General features: G+C 48.2%; 9 protein-coding genes. 6 read left to right on the top strand and 3 right to left on the bottom strand.

Translation table 11 applies throughout. The features are described 5' to 3' along the window. Positions 1 to 14: 14 nt before the first annotated feature. Entirely contained in the window at positions 15 to 1,004 is a 990-nt protein-coding gene (locus AC4IE7_RS05685) for an amidohydrolase family protein (protein WP_490775846.1), read from the bottom strand. Next, positions 1,004 to 4,456 (bottom strand): acyl-[ACP]--phospholipid O-acyltransferase, encoded by a 3,453-nt coding sequence (locus tag AC4IE7_RS05680; RefSeq protein ID WP_490775845.1) that lies wholly within the window; start codon positions 4,454 to 4,456, stop codon positions 1,004 to 1,006. Before AC4IE7_RS05680 ends, AC4IE7_RS05685 begins: the two co-directional genes overlap by 1 nt. A gap of 136 nt (positions 4,457 to 4,592) precedes the next feature. Here AC4IE7_RS05680 and AC4IE7_RS05675 point away from each other — a divergent pair, with 136 nt between their 5' ends. The 6 genes from AC4IE7_RS05675 to AC4IE7_RS05650 all read left to right on the top strand — a co-directional run bounded on the left by AC4IE7_RS05675 (position 4,593) and on the right by AC4IE7_RS05650 (position 16,799). Beyond that, on the top strand, positions 4,593 to 5,342 hold the full coding sequence (locus AC4IE7_RS05675; protein ID WP_490775844.1) for a helix-turn-helix domain-containing protein: 750 nt from the start codon (positions 4,593 to 4,595) through the stop codon (positions 5,340 to 5,342). A gap of 133 nt (positions 5,343 to 5,475) precedes the next feature. Continuing rightward, entirely contained in the window at positions 5,476 to 5,829 is a 354-nt protein-coding gene (locus AC4IE7_RS05670; protein WP_490775843.1) for a helix-turn-helix domain-containing protein, read from the top strand. Continuing rightward, positions 5,830 to 7,134 carry a type II toxin-antitoxin system HipA family toxin gene (locus tag AC4IE7_RS05665; RefSeq protein WP_490775842.1) on the top strand — a complete coding sequence of 435 codons (1,305 nt, stop codon included), beginning with the start codon at positions 5,830 to 5,832 and terminating at the stop codon, positions 7,132 to 7,134. It begins immediately after the preceding gene. Positions 7,135 to 7,303: 169 nt separating this feature from the next. Further along, entirely contained in the window at positions 7,304 to 10,942 is a 3,639-nt protein-coding gene (locus tag AC4IE7_RS05660) for an EAL domain-containing protein (protein WP_490775841.1), read from the top strand. Positions 10,943 to 11,322: 380 nt separating this feature from the next. Continuing rightward, the gene (locus AC4IE7_RS05655) at positions 11,323 to 13,047 is read left to right on the top strand and encodes an autotransporter assembly complex protein TamA (protein ID WP_490775840.1); all 1,725 of its coding nucleotides are present in this window, start codon (positions 11,323 to 11,325) and stop codon (positions 13,045 to 13,047) included. Then, entirely contained in the window at positions 13,044 to 16,799 is a 3,756-nt protein-coding gene (locus AC4IE7_RS05650; protein WP_490775839.1) for a translocation/assembly module TamB domain-containing protein, read from the top strand. Before AC4IE7_RS05655 ends, AC4IE7_RS05650 begins: the two co-directional genes overlap by 4 nt. A gap of 334 nt (positions 16,800 to 17,133) precedes the next feature. Here the strand turns inward: AC4IE7_RS05650 and AC4IE7_RS05645 are convergent, their stop codons facing one another. Beyond that, positions 17,134 to 17,334 (bottom strand): hypothetical protein, encoded by a 201-nt coding sequence (locus tag AC4IE7_RS05645; RefSeq protein ID WP_490775838.1) that lies wholly within the window; start codon positions 17,332 to 17,334, stop codon positions 17,134 to 17,136. Between the last annotated feature and the right edge of the window lie 464 nt (positions 17,335 to 17,798).

Raw genomic sequence — 17,798 nt, 5'->3', positions numbered from 1 at the left:
ATCATTCTGGCATTTTACAACATCAGCAGTTTTTCGTGGTTCTTATAGATTTGGCTATCTTCTGAAAAGTAGGCCAGCATGGCTGTTGTGTAGCGATCGAAAGGATTATCTATTCGATTGATCTCTATTCGTTGCGCATGATTTAAGTCGTAGGTGTTGTAGCGGATTGTGAAGGGGACGGGATAATCGCTGCCAAACAGAATTTTGTGATGAATCTCTGTTTGCCCGGATAGGTGGCGTAGTGCACGGGCTCGAAGTGGCGCCAGAATTGCTGAGATATCAGCATAGAGGTTAGGGTGAGTTTTCAACATCTCCAGCAGTTGGAAGTAGTCGCTGTCGAAATGGCGTGGATCCTTCGAGATGTTTCTCCATGGTTGAAGTTTGTGGTTTATTCGCCCCAGGCCCATATGCGCTGCGATTACCGTGACGCCAGTTGCCAGAGGCAGATCCAGCATGTTGATTCGTTCATAGCTTGCATGAGAGGTGATGCTGTATTCACTTCCGATGTGGATGATGAGTGGTAGCTGATGTTGTTTCAGCTTTTCATAGTAGGGGATAAAATCTTCATCATTCAGGTCAACTCCCCAATAGTTTTGTAAGAACTTGGCACCCTTGCAACCTCGTTCCACTTGTTCATCGATCAGTTCAAGGGCATTGGCTCGTCTTGGGTTGATGGAGAAGAAGGGAATAAACTCATTTGGGTGTTTATGCACCACATCCAGTACGTCCTGGTTCATGGCGCAAACAGTTTTATTGCGTTCGATCTCTCTGCCTCGCTGATCAAAGCAGGCATCAACACCAAACAGGCAGGCTCTATCCACCATCTTCGATTCGCGGATCGAGGATGCCATGGCTTCCACATAAGTCTCATAGGGTCTGGCTCTTAACTGCGTTGGATTCACTCCGAGCCCCTTGGCAAAAAAGCGCAAGGCGATCTTGTCGTAGAGTCGGTCGAAACTGACACTTGGATTGAGCAGATGGGTGTGGATGTCTATAGTTTTCATCAGCCCATGGCCTCCAGTGCGATCGATTTGGCCTGAGTAAAGTCACTCTTGCCGCTTCCCAGTTTGGGTATTGTTTCTACAAATAGTAGTGCAGCCGGTTTCATCAAGGGATTGAGTGATGAACTGTTGATCAGTTTTTTCAGCTCATCCAATACGATGTTGCCGCTAAATAGCAGTACCACCTTTTCTCCTTTCTTCTCATCGGGCAGGGCCATGGCCAGTATCTCGGTATCTTCCGGGAGCAGGGCGCTGATTGATCCCTCAATCGCCCCCAGACTGATCATCTCTCCACCAATTTTTGCAAAACGGGAGTAACGGTCGACTATGGTTAGGAATCCGTCTTTGTCCAGATGGCCTTTATCTCCCGTTTTATACCAACGTTTGTTGTCTCGCTCGAGGATTACCTCGGAGCTTTTAGCGGGATCATTCAAATAGCCCAGCATAACTTGCGCGCCTCCAAACAGAATCAGACCATCTTCACCTGTAGGGAGTGGTTGCAGTGATGCCGGGTCGACGATACGGAAACTCCCTCCAGGCAGAGGCAGCCCCACCGTACCCGACTTGGAGCCCTGCTGTATCTGCCAGGTTCCGGGGGCGATGCGATCGGGAATGTTAACGCTGGCCACCGGGGTGGTTTCTGTGGCGCCATAGCCTTCATAGATCTCTTTATTGAATTTTAGCTTGAAGCTCTCTCTGACATCGGGGTTGAGCTTTTCCGCGCCTGCCACGACGATCCGCAGCGATTCAAGCATCAGCGGATGGATGCGTCGATTGCGTATAAAGAGCCTGAGGAAGGTTGAGGTGCCACAAAAGATAGTCGCCTTATAGCGGGCTATCGCTTTGGCGATGGTCAGGGCATCCGTTGGGTCTGGATGACAGATTGCTGGCATACCTTCGACCATGGGCATTAGACCTGTCACAGTCAAACCAAAGGCATGGAACAGTGGCAGGGAAGCCATTACCACATCCTCATGACGACTATCGAGCACATCAGAGACCTGTCTGATATTGGCCATGATGTTTCGATGACTCAGCATCACCCCTTTAGGCTCTCCTTCACTGCCACTGGAGAAGAGAATGGCCGCTGGTTGCTCAAGATCGATCCGTGATCCAAAGAGGCTAAACAGGATCGGGGCCGGCAGCAGCACAGACAGGGTCAGCAGTGACAGCTTTTCGAAGCTGCTGATCTTATCTTTGAGGTCTTCAAGATAGTAAACACTTACTTTTTCTAGAACCTCTGTAAGATCAATACCCTTCTGTTTAAGTTTTTTGATGAAACGGCGTGAGGTGTAGATGGTTTTCAATTCTGCCTTTTCGGTGGCTGAATTGAGGGCTTTCAGGTTTGCCGTGTAGTTTAGATTGACCAGGGTTTTTCCAGCCAGTAGCGCCGCCATATTGGCGATCGTGCCTGCACTGCTGGTTGGCAGTAACAGACCGATATTTTGCTCAGGGCTGTGTCTGCGAATCAAACGTGAAAAAGCAATCACACTGGTGAGGGTTTTGTAGCCTGAGAGGTTCCCTGAACCCTGGGCGTCGGCCAGACTGAGCTGGCTGCCAAGCCGCTTTGCACTGCGCATCCATGCCTGAGGAATGGAGTCCAGCTGCTGAGTATGTTGTTCCCAGGCATCAATGGAGAGTTCCAGAACCTTCTGCTTTAGCTGATGGGCTGGTGTCTGCAAAGGCAGGGGGTTGCCGAAGGCTACAATGATATCGGATCTCAAGCGGTTGTTACGATTCTGTTGGAGTTTTTCGCTTGAGCGTGAGAATCGGCTGCCCCAGAGGCCTCGCAGATAGAATGGAAGGATCACTCCATCGACACCTTCGACACATTTTTCATAGCCTTTTTTGAATTCACCAAGTTGCCCGTTGCGACTGATGGAGCCTTCAGGAAAAAGACAGACCACTTCGCCGTCCTGAAGCAATTTATTAATACTGGCCAGGGCCTCTTTGCTGTGTCCTGATGCGATCGGAATGACCCCGAACAGATCAAGGAACCACTTCAGATACCAGCGTTGATAGATCTCCCGCTGCATCACAAAGCGTACTGGTCTGGGGCTGGCTATTTGAATCATTGCCCAGTCAAGATAACTGATATGGTTGCCGAGCATCAGTACGCCACCCTGGGCGGGTAGATTTTTGAAGCCCAATATCTCGATCCGATGAGTGGTGGCGAAGGCCTTGGCAATGATAAACCGAACCAGGGATTGGGGTAGGTGATAGATTGTGTAGAGTGCACCTGACAGAGCTGTCAGAGTGAGTAGGTGGAACAGTCCCTGGCTATTTATGCCTTGGATTGCAAAGAGTACGGTCAGTCCAAGGAAGCCGAGCATTACCAGGTTCTGCACCAGATTGTTCCCGGCAAGAATGGTACCCAGCTCACTCTCCTCCGCATGAAACTGAATCAGGGCGTTGAGCGGTACAATGAACATACCGCCTGCTGCTCCAAGCAAGAGAAAATCCAAAGCCAGCAATGAGGGGGATTGCAGCTGGGGTAACAGCAGCAGCGAGACCACAATGCCGAGTGCACCAAGGGGCACCAGGCCGGTTTCTATATGGTGGCGGGAGCTGCGTCCGGCAATCAGAGAGCCAATTATGATACCGATGCCGGAGCAGGCCATCAGACCCTGGATCACCAGAGTATTCTCCATGCCCATGGTCTCTTTTGCGAAGGCCGGAAAAGCAGCCAATACCACCTGGGAGATTCCCCAGAAGACCGATAGCCCGACGATTGAGAGCCAGATTGCGCGCTGTGAAAGCAGCTTGCTGAAATTACTGCGTAAATAGCGTCCTTTGGCGTAGTCGTCCCAGTCAAATTGTTTATCTGCTGCTACCGCTTGGGTGGGTTTAAGACGCAGTGTGAACCAGAATTCCAGCACGGCACTGATAATCAGTATCCACCCGATTGGTGCTATGGCCTTTAGCAGGGTTGCTTCATCCTGGTAGGCAACGCCACTAAGGCGTGTTTCAAACAGTAGGGAAAAGATAAAGATGCCGGAGAGAATGGCCACAATAGTGGTCGCCTGTACGATCGCATTGCCGTGGGCGAGACGCTCGGTACCGGTCAGTTCCTTGATGTATCCATATTTGGCAGGGGAGTAGAAAGCACTCTGCATGGCCAATAGAAAGGTCAGGCCAAAGGAGATTTCAAACCAGCCCAGATAGTAGGAGAGGGTGATCAGCAGGGTCAGTCCTACTGCCAGGGCGGCACTGACCTGCATCACTTTGGGTTTCCTGAATTTATCAGCAAGAAAACCAGCGGGTGTGAACAGCAGTATAAAAGGCAGCAGGATCAATCCATTGACTATTGCGGTGAGGATAATCTGAGTCTGGCCCTCATAGATCTTGAATATCGCATTTTGGATCACGATTTTGTGCCCCAGATCGACAAAGGCGTTCAAGAAGATAATGGTGAGGAAAGGGATGAATCCGGTGGTTTTGAAAATCTTGTCCATGATATCTGGCCTGAGTTGATTCTAGATGCGGCTAGCTTAGATCAGCGTATCCTTACGTACTACGAAAAAAGTAGAAGTTGTATTACACTAACCTAATGGTATCAAAATTTAATACCATGATCTAAAATTCTATTCCATGGCACAAACATCTCAACTTATAGAAGCCCTGAAAAAGAGCCTTAAGGCTCATGGTCTGACTTATGCGGATACTGCTCGCCATCTGAATCTATCCGAGGCGAGTGTGAAACGTCTCTTCTCTCAGAAACGCATTACACTTCAGCGCCTGGATCAGATCTGTCAGTTGATGGAGATGGAGATTACGGACTTGACGAGGATGCTCAATGAGGAGGCTTCAGCGCAGATCTCAGCGCTTACCCTGGAGCAGGAGCGTGAGATTGTTGCCGACCTGGAGCTGCTGCTTGTCGCGGTATGTGTGTTGAATCGCTGGACGCTGGATGAGATTGTCGACTACTTCGAGTTGTCTGAGGTGGACTGCATCAGACAGCTGACTCGTCTGGACAGACTGAAGATGATCGAGCTGCTGCCCAATAATCGTCTGAAGCTACTGGTCTCACCTCGTTTCAAATGGCTGGAAAATGGACCTATTCAGCAGTTTTTTCTTGAGAGGCTCCAATCAGATTTTTTTGGTTCCCGATTTAACCAATCAAGAGAAGAGCTGATTGTGGTCAACGGTATGTTGGCATCAAGCTCGTTTGATGTTTTTCAGCGTAGGATGGCGCGTCTGGCCAAGGAGTTTGACGAGCTCTCCAGTAGTGATGCTTCTCTGCCCTTGCAGGATCGGGAGGGTACAACGGTAGTGATGGCGATGCGTCCCTGGCGTTATGGGTTGTTCAACCAATTCAAAAAGCAGCACAAATTACGTTAACTAATCGTCAAAATAGACGAATTATAGCTGATAATTAAAATATCTCGCCAAATTTGACGTATTTGATATTAAATTTCTTGTAGTCGTAATAAATGACGATATTATTCACTATATGGATAGTAACTCGTAAATTATGACGATTATGAAAATTACAGACTTACTAAGTGATCAGGCGTTACTGAGCGAGATTGGACTCAGGTTTGCCCAGCTACGACTTGAGCAGGGTCTGACTCAGTCAGACTTGGCTGAACAGGCCGGTGTGGCGAAGCGCACTGTGGAGCGTATCGAGGCGGGGGCTTCGGCACAGATGTCGAATATGGTCAGGGTAATGCGTGTACTTGGCTTGCTGCAAGGGTTGGATCTAATGATTCCTGAGCCTGCAGAGCGACCGATGGATCTGTTGCGGCGAAAAGGCAAGACCAGAAAGAGGGCCAGTTCAGCCAAAACCAAGAAAACTGTTGAGGAGCCATGGAGCTGGGGAGAGTAGATGGGGATTGTAGCGGAAGTGAGGATGTGGGGGAGAACCATAGGCGCTGTCTCTATCGGTGATGGTGAAGTGATAGCAAATTTTGAATATGACTCCGCCTTCGCTCAGAGTGGTATTGAGATATCTCCATTGCATATGCCCCTCTCTAACCGTATCTATCGCTTTCCTCAACTATCCCGTCAGACTTTTCATGGGTTGCCTGGTCTGCTGGCAGACGTGCTGCCAGATCGATTTGGTAATGCTTTGATCGATGCCTGGTTGACGTTGCAGGGGCGCTCTGGCGACGATTTTAATGCAGTGGAGCGGCTCTGCTATACCGGAAGTCGGGGTATGGGGGCGTTGGAATTTGTGCCTGTCATTGGAGTGGCAGATAAACAATCGAGTCGTATCGAGATCGATAAGCTGGTTGATTTAGCCTCAAAGGTGCTTGTGAGTCGAGGTGACTTGCAGGTCAACTTCAATGCCTCGGATAAGTCACAGGTGTTACACGATATTCTGCAGGTGGGTACTTCAGCTGGTGGTGCCAGGGCAAAGGCGATCATTGCCTGGAACCCTCAAACCAGTGAAGTCCGATCAGGGCAGGTCAAAGCGCCACAGGGTTTTGAATATTGGCTGCTTAAGTTCGATGGGGTAAGTGGCAATCGGGACAAAGAGCTGGCGGACCCCCAAGGTTACGGTGCTGTCGAATATGCCTACTATCAGATGGCCAGAGATTGCGGTATCGAAATCAGCGAATCCCGGTTGTTGGAAGAAAATGGACGCCGACACTTTATGACCAAACGATTTGATCGCTTGGATAGTGGTGAAAAAATGCATATGCAGTCTCTTGGTGCGTTAGCCCATTACGACTTCAATATGGCTGGGGCCTACAGCTATGAGCAGTCGTTGCAGGTGATGCGGCAGCTGGACCTGCCGATGGCATCCATCGAGCAGCAGTTCATGAGAATGGTGTTCAATGTGGTTGCCAGAAACCAGGACGATCATGTGAAAAATATCGCCTTTCTGATGAACAAAAAAGGTGAGTGGTCGCTCTCGCCGGCCTATGATCTGACCTACAGTTATAACCCGGATGGTCTCTGGACCGGAGTTCATCAAATGAGTCTGAATGGAAAGCGGGATAGATTTTCACGAGATGATTTTAAGTCTTGTGCTCAGTCTGTCTCTATGAAGCGCGGAGTTGCAGATGAGATATTGACCCGGGTAAGGGATGTGGTTAGCCGCTGGAAGGTCTATGCTGATGAGGCCGGAGTGCCAAGCGGAATAGAGGAGAAAATCGCGCGCACGCTTCGTTTGGAGATTTTTTAAGCTGTTTGAGCAGGCAACCTTTATGTCTGAATTTGATCAGAAAAGTCGATTTTCTTCAGACTCCACAGTCGATTGCTCGTTACTCTGTTCAGCACCAAGAGATTGGCTGTTCCGTCGATAATAGATTCCCAGGTTAAAGGCTACTCAATAACAGCCGATAATTGATTCCATGCGCACACTCTTGCGACATTTAACCCCTTTGGGAGATATGCTGATTACAGGCCTGGTGCTTGTTCTATTGGTATATTGCGCCCCAGCTCTCAGTAGTGAAACCAGGATAAATAGCAATCTGGCCAGCGAAAAGGTGGTTCTGCAACTGAAATGGAAGCATCAATTTCAATTTGCCGGCTATTACGCGGCCAGGGAAAAGGGCTTCTATGAAGAGATCGGGCTTGATGTGGAGATACGAGAGCATCAAGGGAGGTCGCCGATCAAAGAACTGCTTGAAGGGGATGCGCAATATGCAGTAAGTGGTGCTAATGCCTTGATCCATCGTGCAAAAGGATATCCGGTGGTAGCGTTGGCTGCGATCTACCAACACAGTCCCTACGCCTTATTGGTAAGAGCCGATTCAGGTATTTACAAAGTAGCAGACTTGGCTGGCAGACGAGTGATGCTGGGAAGTGGTACTCAGGATGCTGCACTACATGCCATGTTGAAGCGAGGCGGGCTGACCAAGGAAGATTATATAAGACTGCCCAGCAGTTTTGATGCGGCGTCACTGATCACCGGTGAGACAGATGCCTTCAATGCTTATGAAACCGACCAGGGTTATCTGTTAAATAAGGCAGGTGTAGTTCCCCGATATATCAAGCCAAAAGATTATGGTATCGATTTCTACGGTGATGTGCTGATCACCAATGAGCAGCAAATATCAGAAAATCCTCGACAGGTCGAAGAGTTCCGCAAGGCAACCTTGAAAGGATGGGCCTACGCATTGACACACCGAGATGAGATGGTCGATCTTATCTTTGAAAAATATAATAGTCAGGGTATGACACGTGAGCACCTGATCTATGAAGCGGAAGCATCAAAACAGTTGATACAGCCCCTATTGGTTGAGATAGGCTATATGAATCCACAGCGGTGGAATCATATCCATTCGATCTTTATTGAGTTGGGAGTATTAGGTCCAAATAGCACAATTGAAGGCTTGATCTACAGCTCTACAGTTTCCGTGCCTGACTGGTTGAGCTGGTCGATAAAGCACTACATCACAATGCTGATCGGTTGCCTGGTGATATTAGGGCTGCTTCTTCTCATGGTGAATATTCGTCTGCGACGCTTGGTGCGAAGGCGTGCTGCTGAGCTTGCAGAAAAGGAGCGACGTTACAGAACAATCTTTGATGCTGCTCCCGAAGGTATGTGGTTTATTGATCATGAACGTAAGACTGTGGATGTCAATGCGCGCTTACAAGATTTGCTGGGTTATGACAAAGAGGAGATGCTGGGCAAGACGCCGATGGATTTTGTCGATAACGATAACAGGCAGATTTTAATCGATCAGATCAGTAAGAGAAAAGAGGCTGAGCGGCGTAGTTATGATATAGCGGTTCGTCACAAAGATGGACACAATATTGCAACACATTTTAGTGCGGTCACGCTGAGACACTACGATAACAGTATTATAGGTTCAATCGCTTTTGTTGAAGATATCACTGAGCGAAAACATCTCGAGGCGGAATTGCGTACTGGTGAACAAAATTTACGTCGTCTGGTGAATTCTCAACCAGCCTGCGTAAGTACCATCGGAGCTGATGGTAATCTGCTCAGTATAAATCCAAAGGGACTGGAGATGCTTCAGGCTGACTCGATTGACCAGCTTTCTGGCAGCCTCATTTATGAGTTGATTGATGAGCCTTATAAGAAAGCGTTCAAGCAGCTGAATATTTCTGTATTTAGTGGTCAGAGCAGTTCTTTGACATTCAGTCTCACAGCATTGAAGGGCAAGCAGGTTTGGCTCGAAACTCATGCTGTTCCAATTATGGATGCAGATGGTCGGGTCATCGAGCATCTCGGACTGACTCATGATGTTACTGATCGCCTGAATATGGAGCAGCAGGTCTATAGTGAAAGAGAGTTTTTACAGACAGTTATAGACAATATAAGCGATTCAGTGATGGTGATCGACACTGATTTTCAGATCCAGTTAATGAATAGAAGTGTTAAGGAGTTGTTAAAAGGCTTTGCTGTCGAGGGTGAATTTTCCAGTTACTATTTTGATTTGCCCTATGTCTCCCATCCAGCTACGAGTGATGAGATACAGGAGTGTCCGGTACACAAGGTTTTGGAAAGTGGCAAACCTGCCAGTGCGATCCTGACCCGGCCTGTTTCTGTTGAAAATTCCAGGCTGGTGAGAGTTGAAGTCATTGCATCACCTCTTATGAACAGTGACGGCACACTACGTGGTGTTATCGAAGTCGCCAGAGATATTACTGAACACCTGGAACTACTGGATGAGGTGAAGCAGCAGAAGGATGATCTACAGCATATAGCGCACCATGATTCACTCACTAATCTACCAAACCGGGCGCTATTTCTGATGCGTCTCAAGCAGGCTATCAGTAAAGCAAAGCGCACTGACATGCAGATGGCGGTACTGTTTGTCGATCTGGATCGTTTTAAAGAGATTAATGACAGCCTCGGGCATGCAGTCGGTGATATGGTGCTAAAGGAGGTTGCGAAACGATTCAAGAAGAGTGTGCGTGAGGAGGACACCTTGGCCCGTTTGGGTGGGGATGAGTTCACATTTATCTCTGAGGGGCTGAAAAAACCCCAGAATGCTGCAAGTATGGCGCAAAAGATTATTGCTTCACTGGAGTTGCCCTTCGAAACGAATAACCATCAGTTCTTCCTTACAGCGAGTATCGGTATCAGTGTCTATCCACAGGATGGCAAAAGTGCTGATACATTACTGCGTAATGCTGATGCTGCAATGTATAAAGCCAAAGACGAGGGTAAGAATACATTTCAATACTATACCGCTGATATGACTGAACAGGCTTTTGAAAGGATCTTTCTTGAATCAAGTCTACGGCGGGCATTGGCTGAGGATCAGTTGGTGGTTTTCTATCAACCGCAATTCAATACAGCAAGTGGGCGACTTATAGGTGTTGAAGCGCTGGTTCGCTGGGTTCATCCGGATATGGGGATGGTTGCACCTTCAAGGTTCATACCGCTGGCGGAGGATACCGGATTGATCATACAGCTGGGTGAGCAAGTGATGCGTATCGCCTGTAAGCAGATGACTGAATGGGAACGTGAGGGAATCCGCCCGCATCGCCTGGCAGTCAATCTTTCGGTAAAACAGATCGGCAGTAGCAGTTTATTGCCTTCTATTGCGACGATTTTGAGTGATACTGAATGTAATCCCGAATGGCTGGAATTTGAAGTCACTGAAGGTTTCTTGATGAAAGACCCTGAGTTATCAGTATCAATACTGCAGAAGCTGAGAGATATTGGTGCTGAGCTGGCAGTTGATGATTTTGGAACTGGTTACTCATCGTTGGCCTATCTAAAGCGGTTTCCCCTGACTCGTCTGAAGATTGACCGCTCATTCATTCACGATGTGCCGGATGATCCCGATGACTCGGCCATTACCCGGGCAATTATCGCAATGGCAAAGAACCTGAACCTGAATGTATTGGCCGAGGGGGTTGAGAACAATGAACAGCGGTCATTTCTGGTAGATGAGGGGTGTGATGAAGCACAGGGTTTTCTCTTCGGGCGGCCACTGTCTGACATAGAGACAACAAGATTATTGAAGGAGAGGTGGGCTCAAAGTAAAGATGCTGTAAAAAAAGGATAATGTAGAGCCAGACATAAAAGTGTAGGTTAGGTTGAGTTTATTGAACGAACTTACAAGGTCTTTAATTCTGCAGGTATATCGGGAACTCTTGCCCGGAAAGGGTATCTTACATTCAGTTAATAGGTCATGGCCCGATATATTACTGTAGAGCGCCATGCAGGTTTATGAATGTAAGCTGTTTGCTTCGGATTAATAATATTAATTGATATGCTCTAGTCATCCTTGCGGTACACTACTATGAAGCACCACACTAGGGCCTGATAACACTAATCGAATTTTAGTCAATTGAGAGCGATGGTGTGTTGGTCTCCAGGCAGGTCACATCACTCTTTCCACAGTTTTTTCGTAGGGTTTTCCCAGTAAGTTCATTAGCGATGTATATGTTGCGATCTATTCTTATACCGATGGTGCTATTGATCTCCTTTCCGGTATTTGGTTTGGAGGTGCAGGTTAATGTTAAGGGGTTGGCATCGGATCTTGAGGAAAACGTGCTTGTTTACCTCTCTGTGGAGCAGGAGAGATCACGGAAGTCCCTGAATGAAGCCAGGCTCAGGTTGTTGCATAACAAAGCAGAAAATGAGATTCGTCAGGCGCTGCAGCCCTATGGTTATTTTCAACCGAGCATAAGCAGCAGTCTGACGAAGCAAGATCATGGTTTTGTGGCAACCTATGAAGTCCAGCCCGGTGCCCCGATGAAAATAGTCGAAATCGATTTTCAGGTGTTTGGGGAAGGAAGTCAGGATCTCAAAATAACTGAAGGGTTTCCACTTCAATCCGATATGGTTTTGAATCAAAGCGACTATGATGCGGCGAAACAGAACTTACTCTCTGAGACCATTCAACGTGGTTACCTCGACGCTAAATATACTCATCACCAGATTCTGGTAGATCTGGAGAGTAATTCGGCTACGATTAAATTGCATCTGGATACCGGGGCGAAGTTGAGGTTTGGGGAGGTGCGATTCAATCAGAAAATCATGGATCCTGAATTCCTTGCCAGGTATGTTCCCTTCAATTCTGGAGATCCGTTCAGCCAGGATGCATTGCTGAATCTGCAAGGGCAATTGATCGATAGTGAGTATTTCAAGCGGGTCGAAGTGGTCAGTCGTCGGGATCAGATAAGCGGTGACAGAGTGCCGATCGATATCGATCTGAAACCTAACAAACGTAACAGATACAGAATCGGTTTGGGTTACTCGACAGATACCGGGCCGAGGCTGAAGCTGGATTGGAAAAACCGGCGGGTTGGGCGCAATGGACATCGAATGCGCACAGAGTTTCTGATTTCAGAACCGATCGGTAGTCTGAGCAGTGAATATGTCATTCCTCTAGAACGGCCGACTGTGGATTATATCCGCTTTGGCGCCTCCCTTGAGCACTCCAATTCAGATACCAACCAAGGGGATCGTGCACTACTCAATGCCACTCATTCAATAAGCCTTGATCGAGGCTGGCGGCGCAGTCTCGGTTTGGAATACTCCTATGAGGATTTTAAGATCGGTGAGCAGGAGGATACTGCACGATTGCTTGTACCCAGTATCGACTGGTTACGTATTAAGCGGGACAGCAAAACCCGGATTCATCGTGGCAAACGTTTAAACTTCCGCATTGAAGGGGCTTCTGATGCGGTATTGTCGACTGCCAGTTATTTTCAGCTCTATGCCAGCGGTAAGTTTATCGATGGATTTGGAAGTAAGGATTGGCGACTTTTGAGTCGGATTGAGCTGGGAGCAACCTGGACCGAAGATCTGACTGAGTTGCCACCGAGTAAACGGTTTTTTGCCGGTGGTGACAATACCGTGCGTGGCTTTGGTTATGAGGATCTTGGGCCTGAAAATGAGTCGGGAGATGTGGTGGGTGGCCGCTATCTGGCGGTAGGCGGCATAGAGTTGGACCGGCGAATCAGTGATAGTTGGAGTGGTGCCCTATTTGTTGATTTTGGTAATGCCTATGATCCTGATTATGACTCTGAAACTGCGTACGGTGTAGGTTTCGGAATACGCTGGCATTCACCTGTCGGCCCGGTACGGTTTGATGTCGCCTCCGGTAGTGTTGGGGAAGAGCGTCAGTGGCGATTGCATGTCGTCGTGGGGCCAGAGTTATGATTGTTATAAAGCGCATAGCGCTTGCTCTGGGTGGCTTACTGGGTCTGCTCCTTTTCTTAACACTCTCTCTTCTGATCTATATTGGCTCCAGTCAGGAGGGTACGCACCGTGTTTTTGATCTGCTTCAAAAAGTAGTACCAGGTGAGTTGAGTGTAACCAAACTGGAAGGGCGCCTGGCAGGGCCGCTAATGATTAAAGGTCTGGCCTATCGTCAAAATGATGGATTGGTTATAACAAATGATCGATTGAGCTTTGATTGGCGTCCCTCTGCTCTATTTAAAGGGCGACTTGAGATCATTGAGCTGGGGTTGAGTGATACGACGTTAACCCTTCCCGAATCTCAATCCGAGACAGCAGCAACCTCAGAGCCCTATGAGGGTGTGAGCTTGCCGCTGGGAATTACAATTGAGCAGTTTGTCAGCGATAGTTTCCAGGTTTTATCAGCAGATGGTGCTGAACCGATTGTCATCGACCATCTCGATTTCAAGGCGGCCACCGAAGGTGATCGTCTGCATGTTGATGAGCTTAGCTTTGATGGATTATCTGCCCAGCTGAGTCTGGACGGATCTCTTGGGTTGGATGAATCCTTACCTCTGTCATTGAATCTGGACTGGCGCTACCGTCTCCCCGATGGCCTGGTAGTGAGTGGTGAGGGTGAGATTCAGGGGGATGCACAAAAGCTGCAACTGCATCAGCAATTGGCAGCGCCGCTTACAAGTGTCATCGATATCGATCTGCGCGACCTTTTAGGGGTGCTGTCATGGCAGGCCAACTGGAAACTGGAAGAGATCAGGTTGGTAGAATTTATACAAGGGTTTCCGGCTGTAGTGAAGGGGAGTCTCTCAGCTCAAGGTGATCTTGAGCAGGCTGATCTGGATAGTAGCATTCAATTGAATGAACCCACTTTAGGCGCGCTGAGCAGTGAAGTGGCCGCACGCTATAGTGATGGTCAGGTCAATATATCTTCGCTGAAGTTAACCAATCCTCAGGCACTGTTGATTGAGGCTCAGGGTCTCTATCGTCTGCAGGATAAGGGTCTCTCCGCGCAGATGAAGTGGCAACAATTAAGTTGGCCACTGAATGGAGAGCGAGCGGAGGTTCGTAGTAAGCAGGGTAGTCTCAACCTGCTGGGGAGACTCGACAACTATGACTATCAGCTTGCTATGGATATTGCAGGCGAAGGGTTGCCGGTGATCGATGTTAATGCTCAGGGCAATGGTGATCTGACAGCACTTGCTCTGGAGCAGCTGGCCCTGATTCATGAAGAGAGTCGGATTGAAGGTCGGGGACGGGTAGGTTGGTCACCAGATGTGACTTGGCAGATGACCTTGAATGGAGAGAGATTCAATCCTGGGTTGGTGCATCAGGCTTTTCCCGGACAACTGGCATTCGAATTGTCGAGTGAAGGATCGCTAGTCGATGAACAGCCTCAAGCTGTGTTGTTGATAAAAGAGATGAGTGGCATCTTGCGAGACTATCCTGTTGAGGCGAAGGGAGAGATTCGATATCAACAAGGGGTTGCAGATGTCGAGACCTTATCCTTCAGTTCTGGTCCCAATCAGATTGATGCAACAGGAGAGGTAGGGGATAAGTTGGCATTGGACTGGTCGATTACGGCCCCCGACCTGGCCGGTCTCTGGCCTGGGCTGTCTGGTGAACTGAATGCTGAAGGTAAGTTAAGTGGAGAGAGTGAAACCCCTGCATTAGCACTAAACCTTAAGGCCAGGGAGATAGCCTTTCAGACCTTTGGTATAGAAAAAATTGACGCTGTGATCGATTTGAACTTGGCAGGTAAGCAGCCGGTTAATATTTTATTGGATGGGGCTGGATTAGTTGCTGAAGGGAAGCAATGGGATAGTTTGAAGCTTGAAGTAGATGGCACCTTACCTGAGCATAAACTGAATCTGGCAATCAAGGGAGATCGGGTGCCACAAATTGAACTGGCCACCACTGCTGGATTGGACGGCGAGGGACGCTGGCAAGGGTTGGTGCAACAACTCATAGCTGACTCTCCAGAGCTGGGAACGTGGCAGCTTAGAGAGCCGGCAGAATATCTACTCGGCAGTGCCAGACAATATTTGAAACCTATCTGCCTGGTTTCGGGTGAGGGCGGGCTTTGCACAAGTTTTGTGAATCAAAGTGGTAAGGACTGGAAGGCAGAAATAGAGCTTACTGAGTTTGATCTTAAAAGCCTGCAGAGTTGGTTGCCCGATGAAACTGCACTACAGGGAAATCTGGGGTTGGAGGCTGGTCTTAGCGGTTCTGAGAATGGTGAGATCCAGGGTTTGGTTAATATGACTATTCCTACAGCAGGGTTGAAGTTCATCTATGACGAACAGAACCATATTGTCGACTTTTCAGGCAGTAAACTGACTGCCAATCTGGATCAAACCGGTGCAAATGCTGTTATAGAAATGCCTCTGCAGGATCTGGGCGGAATTAACGGGCGGCTTTTACTACCGGGTTTGACACTACCAGAGTTTGATCTGAAGACTCAGCCTGTGGAAGGTAAAATCACTGGCGCTATCGAAAATCTTACGATGGTTTCGAGTCTGCTACCCAAGCTACAAAACAGCAGCGGAAATCTGGCCATCGATTTTGATTTGGCTGGCATGCTTGCCGAGCCTCGGTTAAAGGGGCAGGCTAAGCTCGCAGGGGGCGCCAGTGATATACCTGAGTTGGGTATCGAGCTACGGGATATTAACTTGCTGATAGAAGCTGTGGAGCTGGACAAGTTGAAGGTGACAGGTGAGGTGAGCTCTGGAAAAGGGCGTTTATCACTGCAAGGAACTACCCTTCTCAATGCAGCTCAAGGCTTTCCTTCTGAATACAAAATTTCTGGCAAGGATTGGCTGGCGGTGGATATCCCTGAAGCTGAAGTTCAGCTGTCACCGAATATCGTCTTCACTCATCAGCAAAAAGGTGATGAATTGAAGGGACAGATCAAAGTGCCCTATGCACGCCTGCGCCCAAGGGAATTACCGCAGACTGCAGTCTCTGTCAGTTCTGACATGATTGTAAAACAGGTTGAACAAAAACATCAGTCAAAAAATGACGCGCCATTCAATGCTGAGATTCGACTCTCACTGGGTAAGCGAGTGAGTTTCGATGGCTTCGGACTAAGGGGTAACTTTACAGGAAATCTACTGATCATTGATGAGCCTGGTCGTCCAGTGTTAGGGCGTGGCCGTCTGGGTGTTGTTGATGGTGTCTATCAGGCCTATGGGCAGGATCTTAAAATAGAACGGGGCTATGCGCTGTTTGCCGACAGCCCAGTTGATAATCCTGGTATCAATGTTCGAGCAGTGCGTGAAGTCGACGATGTGACAGCCGGATTGCGGGTCAGTGGAACGCTGAAGAAGCCAAATTTGGATCTTTTCTCTACCCCCGCAATGTCTGAAAGTGATGTCTTGACCTACATATTGACTGGCCGGCCCCCAGGGGAGTCATCGGGTCAAACTGTAGGGCTTGCTGCAGCGTTGAAAGCCAGTGGCGCCAGCAATCTTGCCTCGGAGCTGGGGCGGCGCTTTGGTCTGGAAGAGTTCAGGCTTGATACTGGGAGTACCCTTGAAGAGGCGGCATTTGTAGCAGGTACCTATCTTTCACCAAAGCTCTATGTGCAATACATCAACGAACTCTCAAGTTCTGAAAGTAAAATGCGTTTGCGTTATGACTTGACTGATCGCTGGCAGCTGGAGGCAGAGACAGGTAAGACCCAGGCTGGTGACTTTTTCTATACCTTTGAGCGCTAACTCTTTTGAAGTGCCAGAAAGAGCATAGTGACTCTATATGTATAGAGCAGTTTGATGGCGGTAGATACTCAAGGTTGGCAGCATCATATACCTGAAGATTCCTGTCGTCTGTTCAGGTGGTGTGGATGTGTTGTGGGATTTGCGCAACTTGAGGCGCTGAATTCGGGGCAGGTGAGGTTGTCTGCTGCTCTTATGAGGGCGCGCAGAAGACCGCTAAATCAACAACTGAAGCGTAGTGGCAGGCTCTGCTGAGAACTCGACCGGATGACAAGGTTTCAAATTCCAGTCATCCAGGGCCTGTTAACAGGCCCTGGTGAACTGTCAGTAATCTGATTCAATTACTGCTGCGAACAGCGTCAAAATCGTCAGCAATCAGAAGATTAGTCAGGAAAAAGGCCTTTGCCTTGGTCTTTTTCTGGCGCTGCATCTTCTCTTTCTGGATGGGGCATTCATGGGGTTGCCAATCACATGCGGTTCCGCTGATAACCAGGTGGGGGCACTCCTGGCAGATCTTTGATTTGTAGAGTCCAGTCATATCGGTGATCTCAGTATGTTGCGTGTTTACAACTAAAAAATTAGCACAATAACAGTAGATTACAACTACAATTTCGGGCTATTTGACTAAAATGCGACACTAGTTAACAAATTTGGCCAAAAACAACATGTCATTGCATTAGTAAAACTTATAAGTACTTGAGTTTCAGGTGGTTACTCCGAGATGGGTAGCGGCCTTGGTGACTCAATATATAGATCGGCAATTTCCGACCAATGTTTACTTTTGTGACAACCAAAATTAGGATTTTTTTGATTTTCAATAGAAGAAAATGAAGGTTTTCGATGGAAATTGGTCAGAAATGTGTAAAGCTTCACACTTTTGGGTCGCCTAGGGGTTGAGTGGAAGTTAGTTATAGGGTCTTACAAAGTGCAATGTAGCGGTGAGCAGACACTGTAGCATTTTCTTTTTACCCAACCTCTCTGACTTGAAAGAGGATAATCTGT

The sequence above is a fragment of the Candidatus Thiodiazotropha sp. AKAK3 genome, from assembly GCF_058244645.1.
Note: the sequence above shows the minus strand (reverse complement) of the source record. Positions and strands in the feature narration are given on the sequence as shown.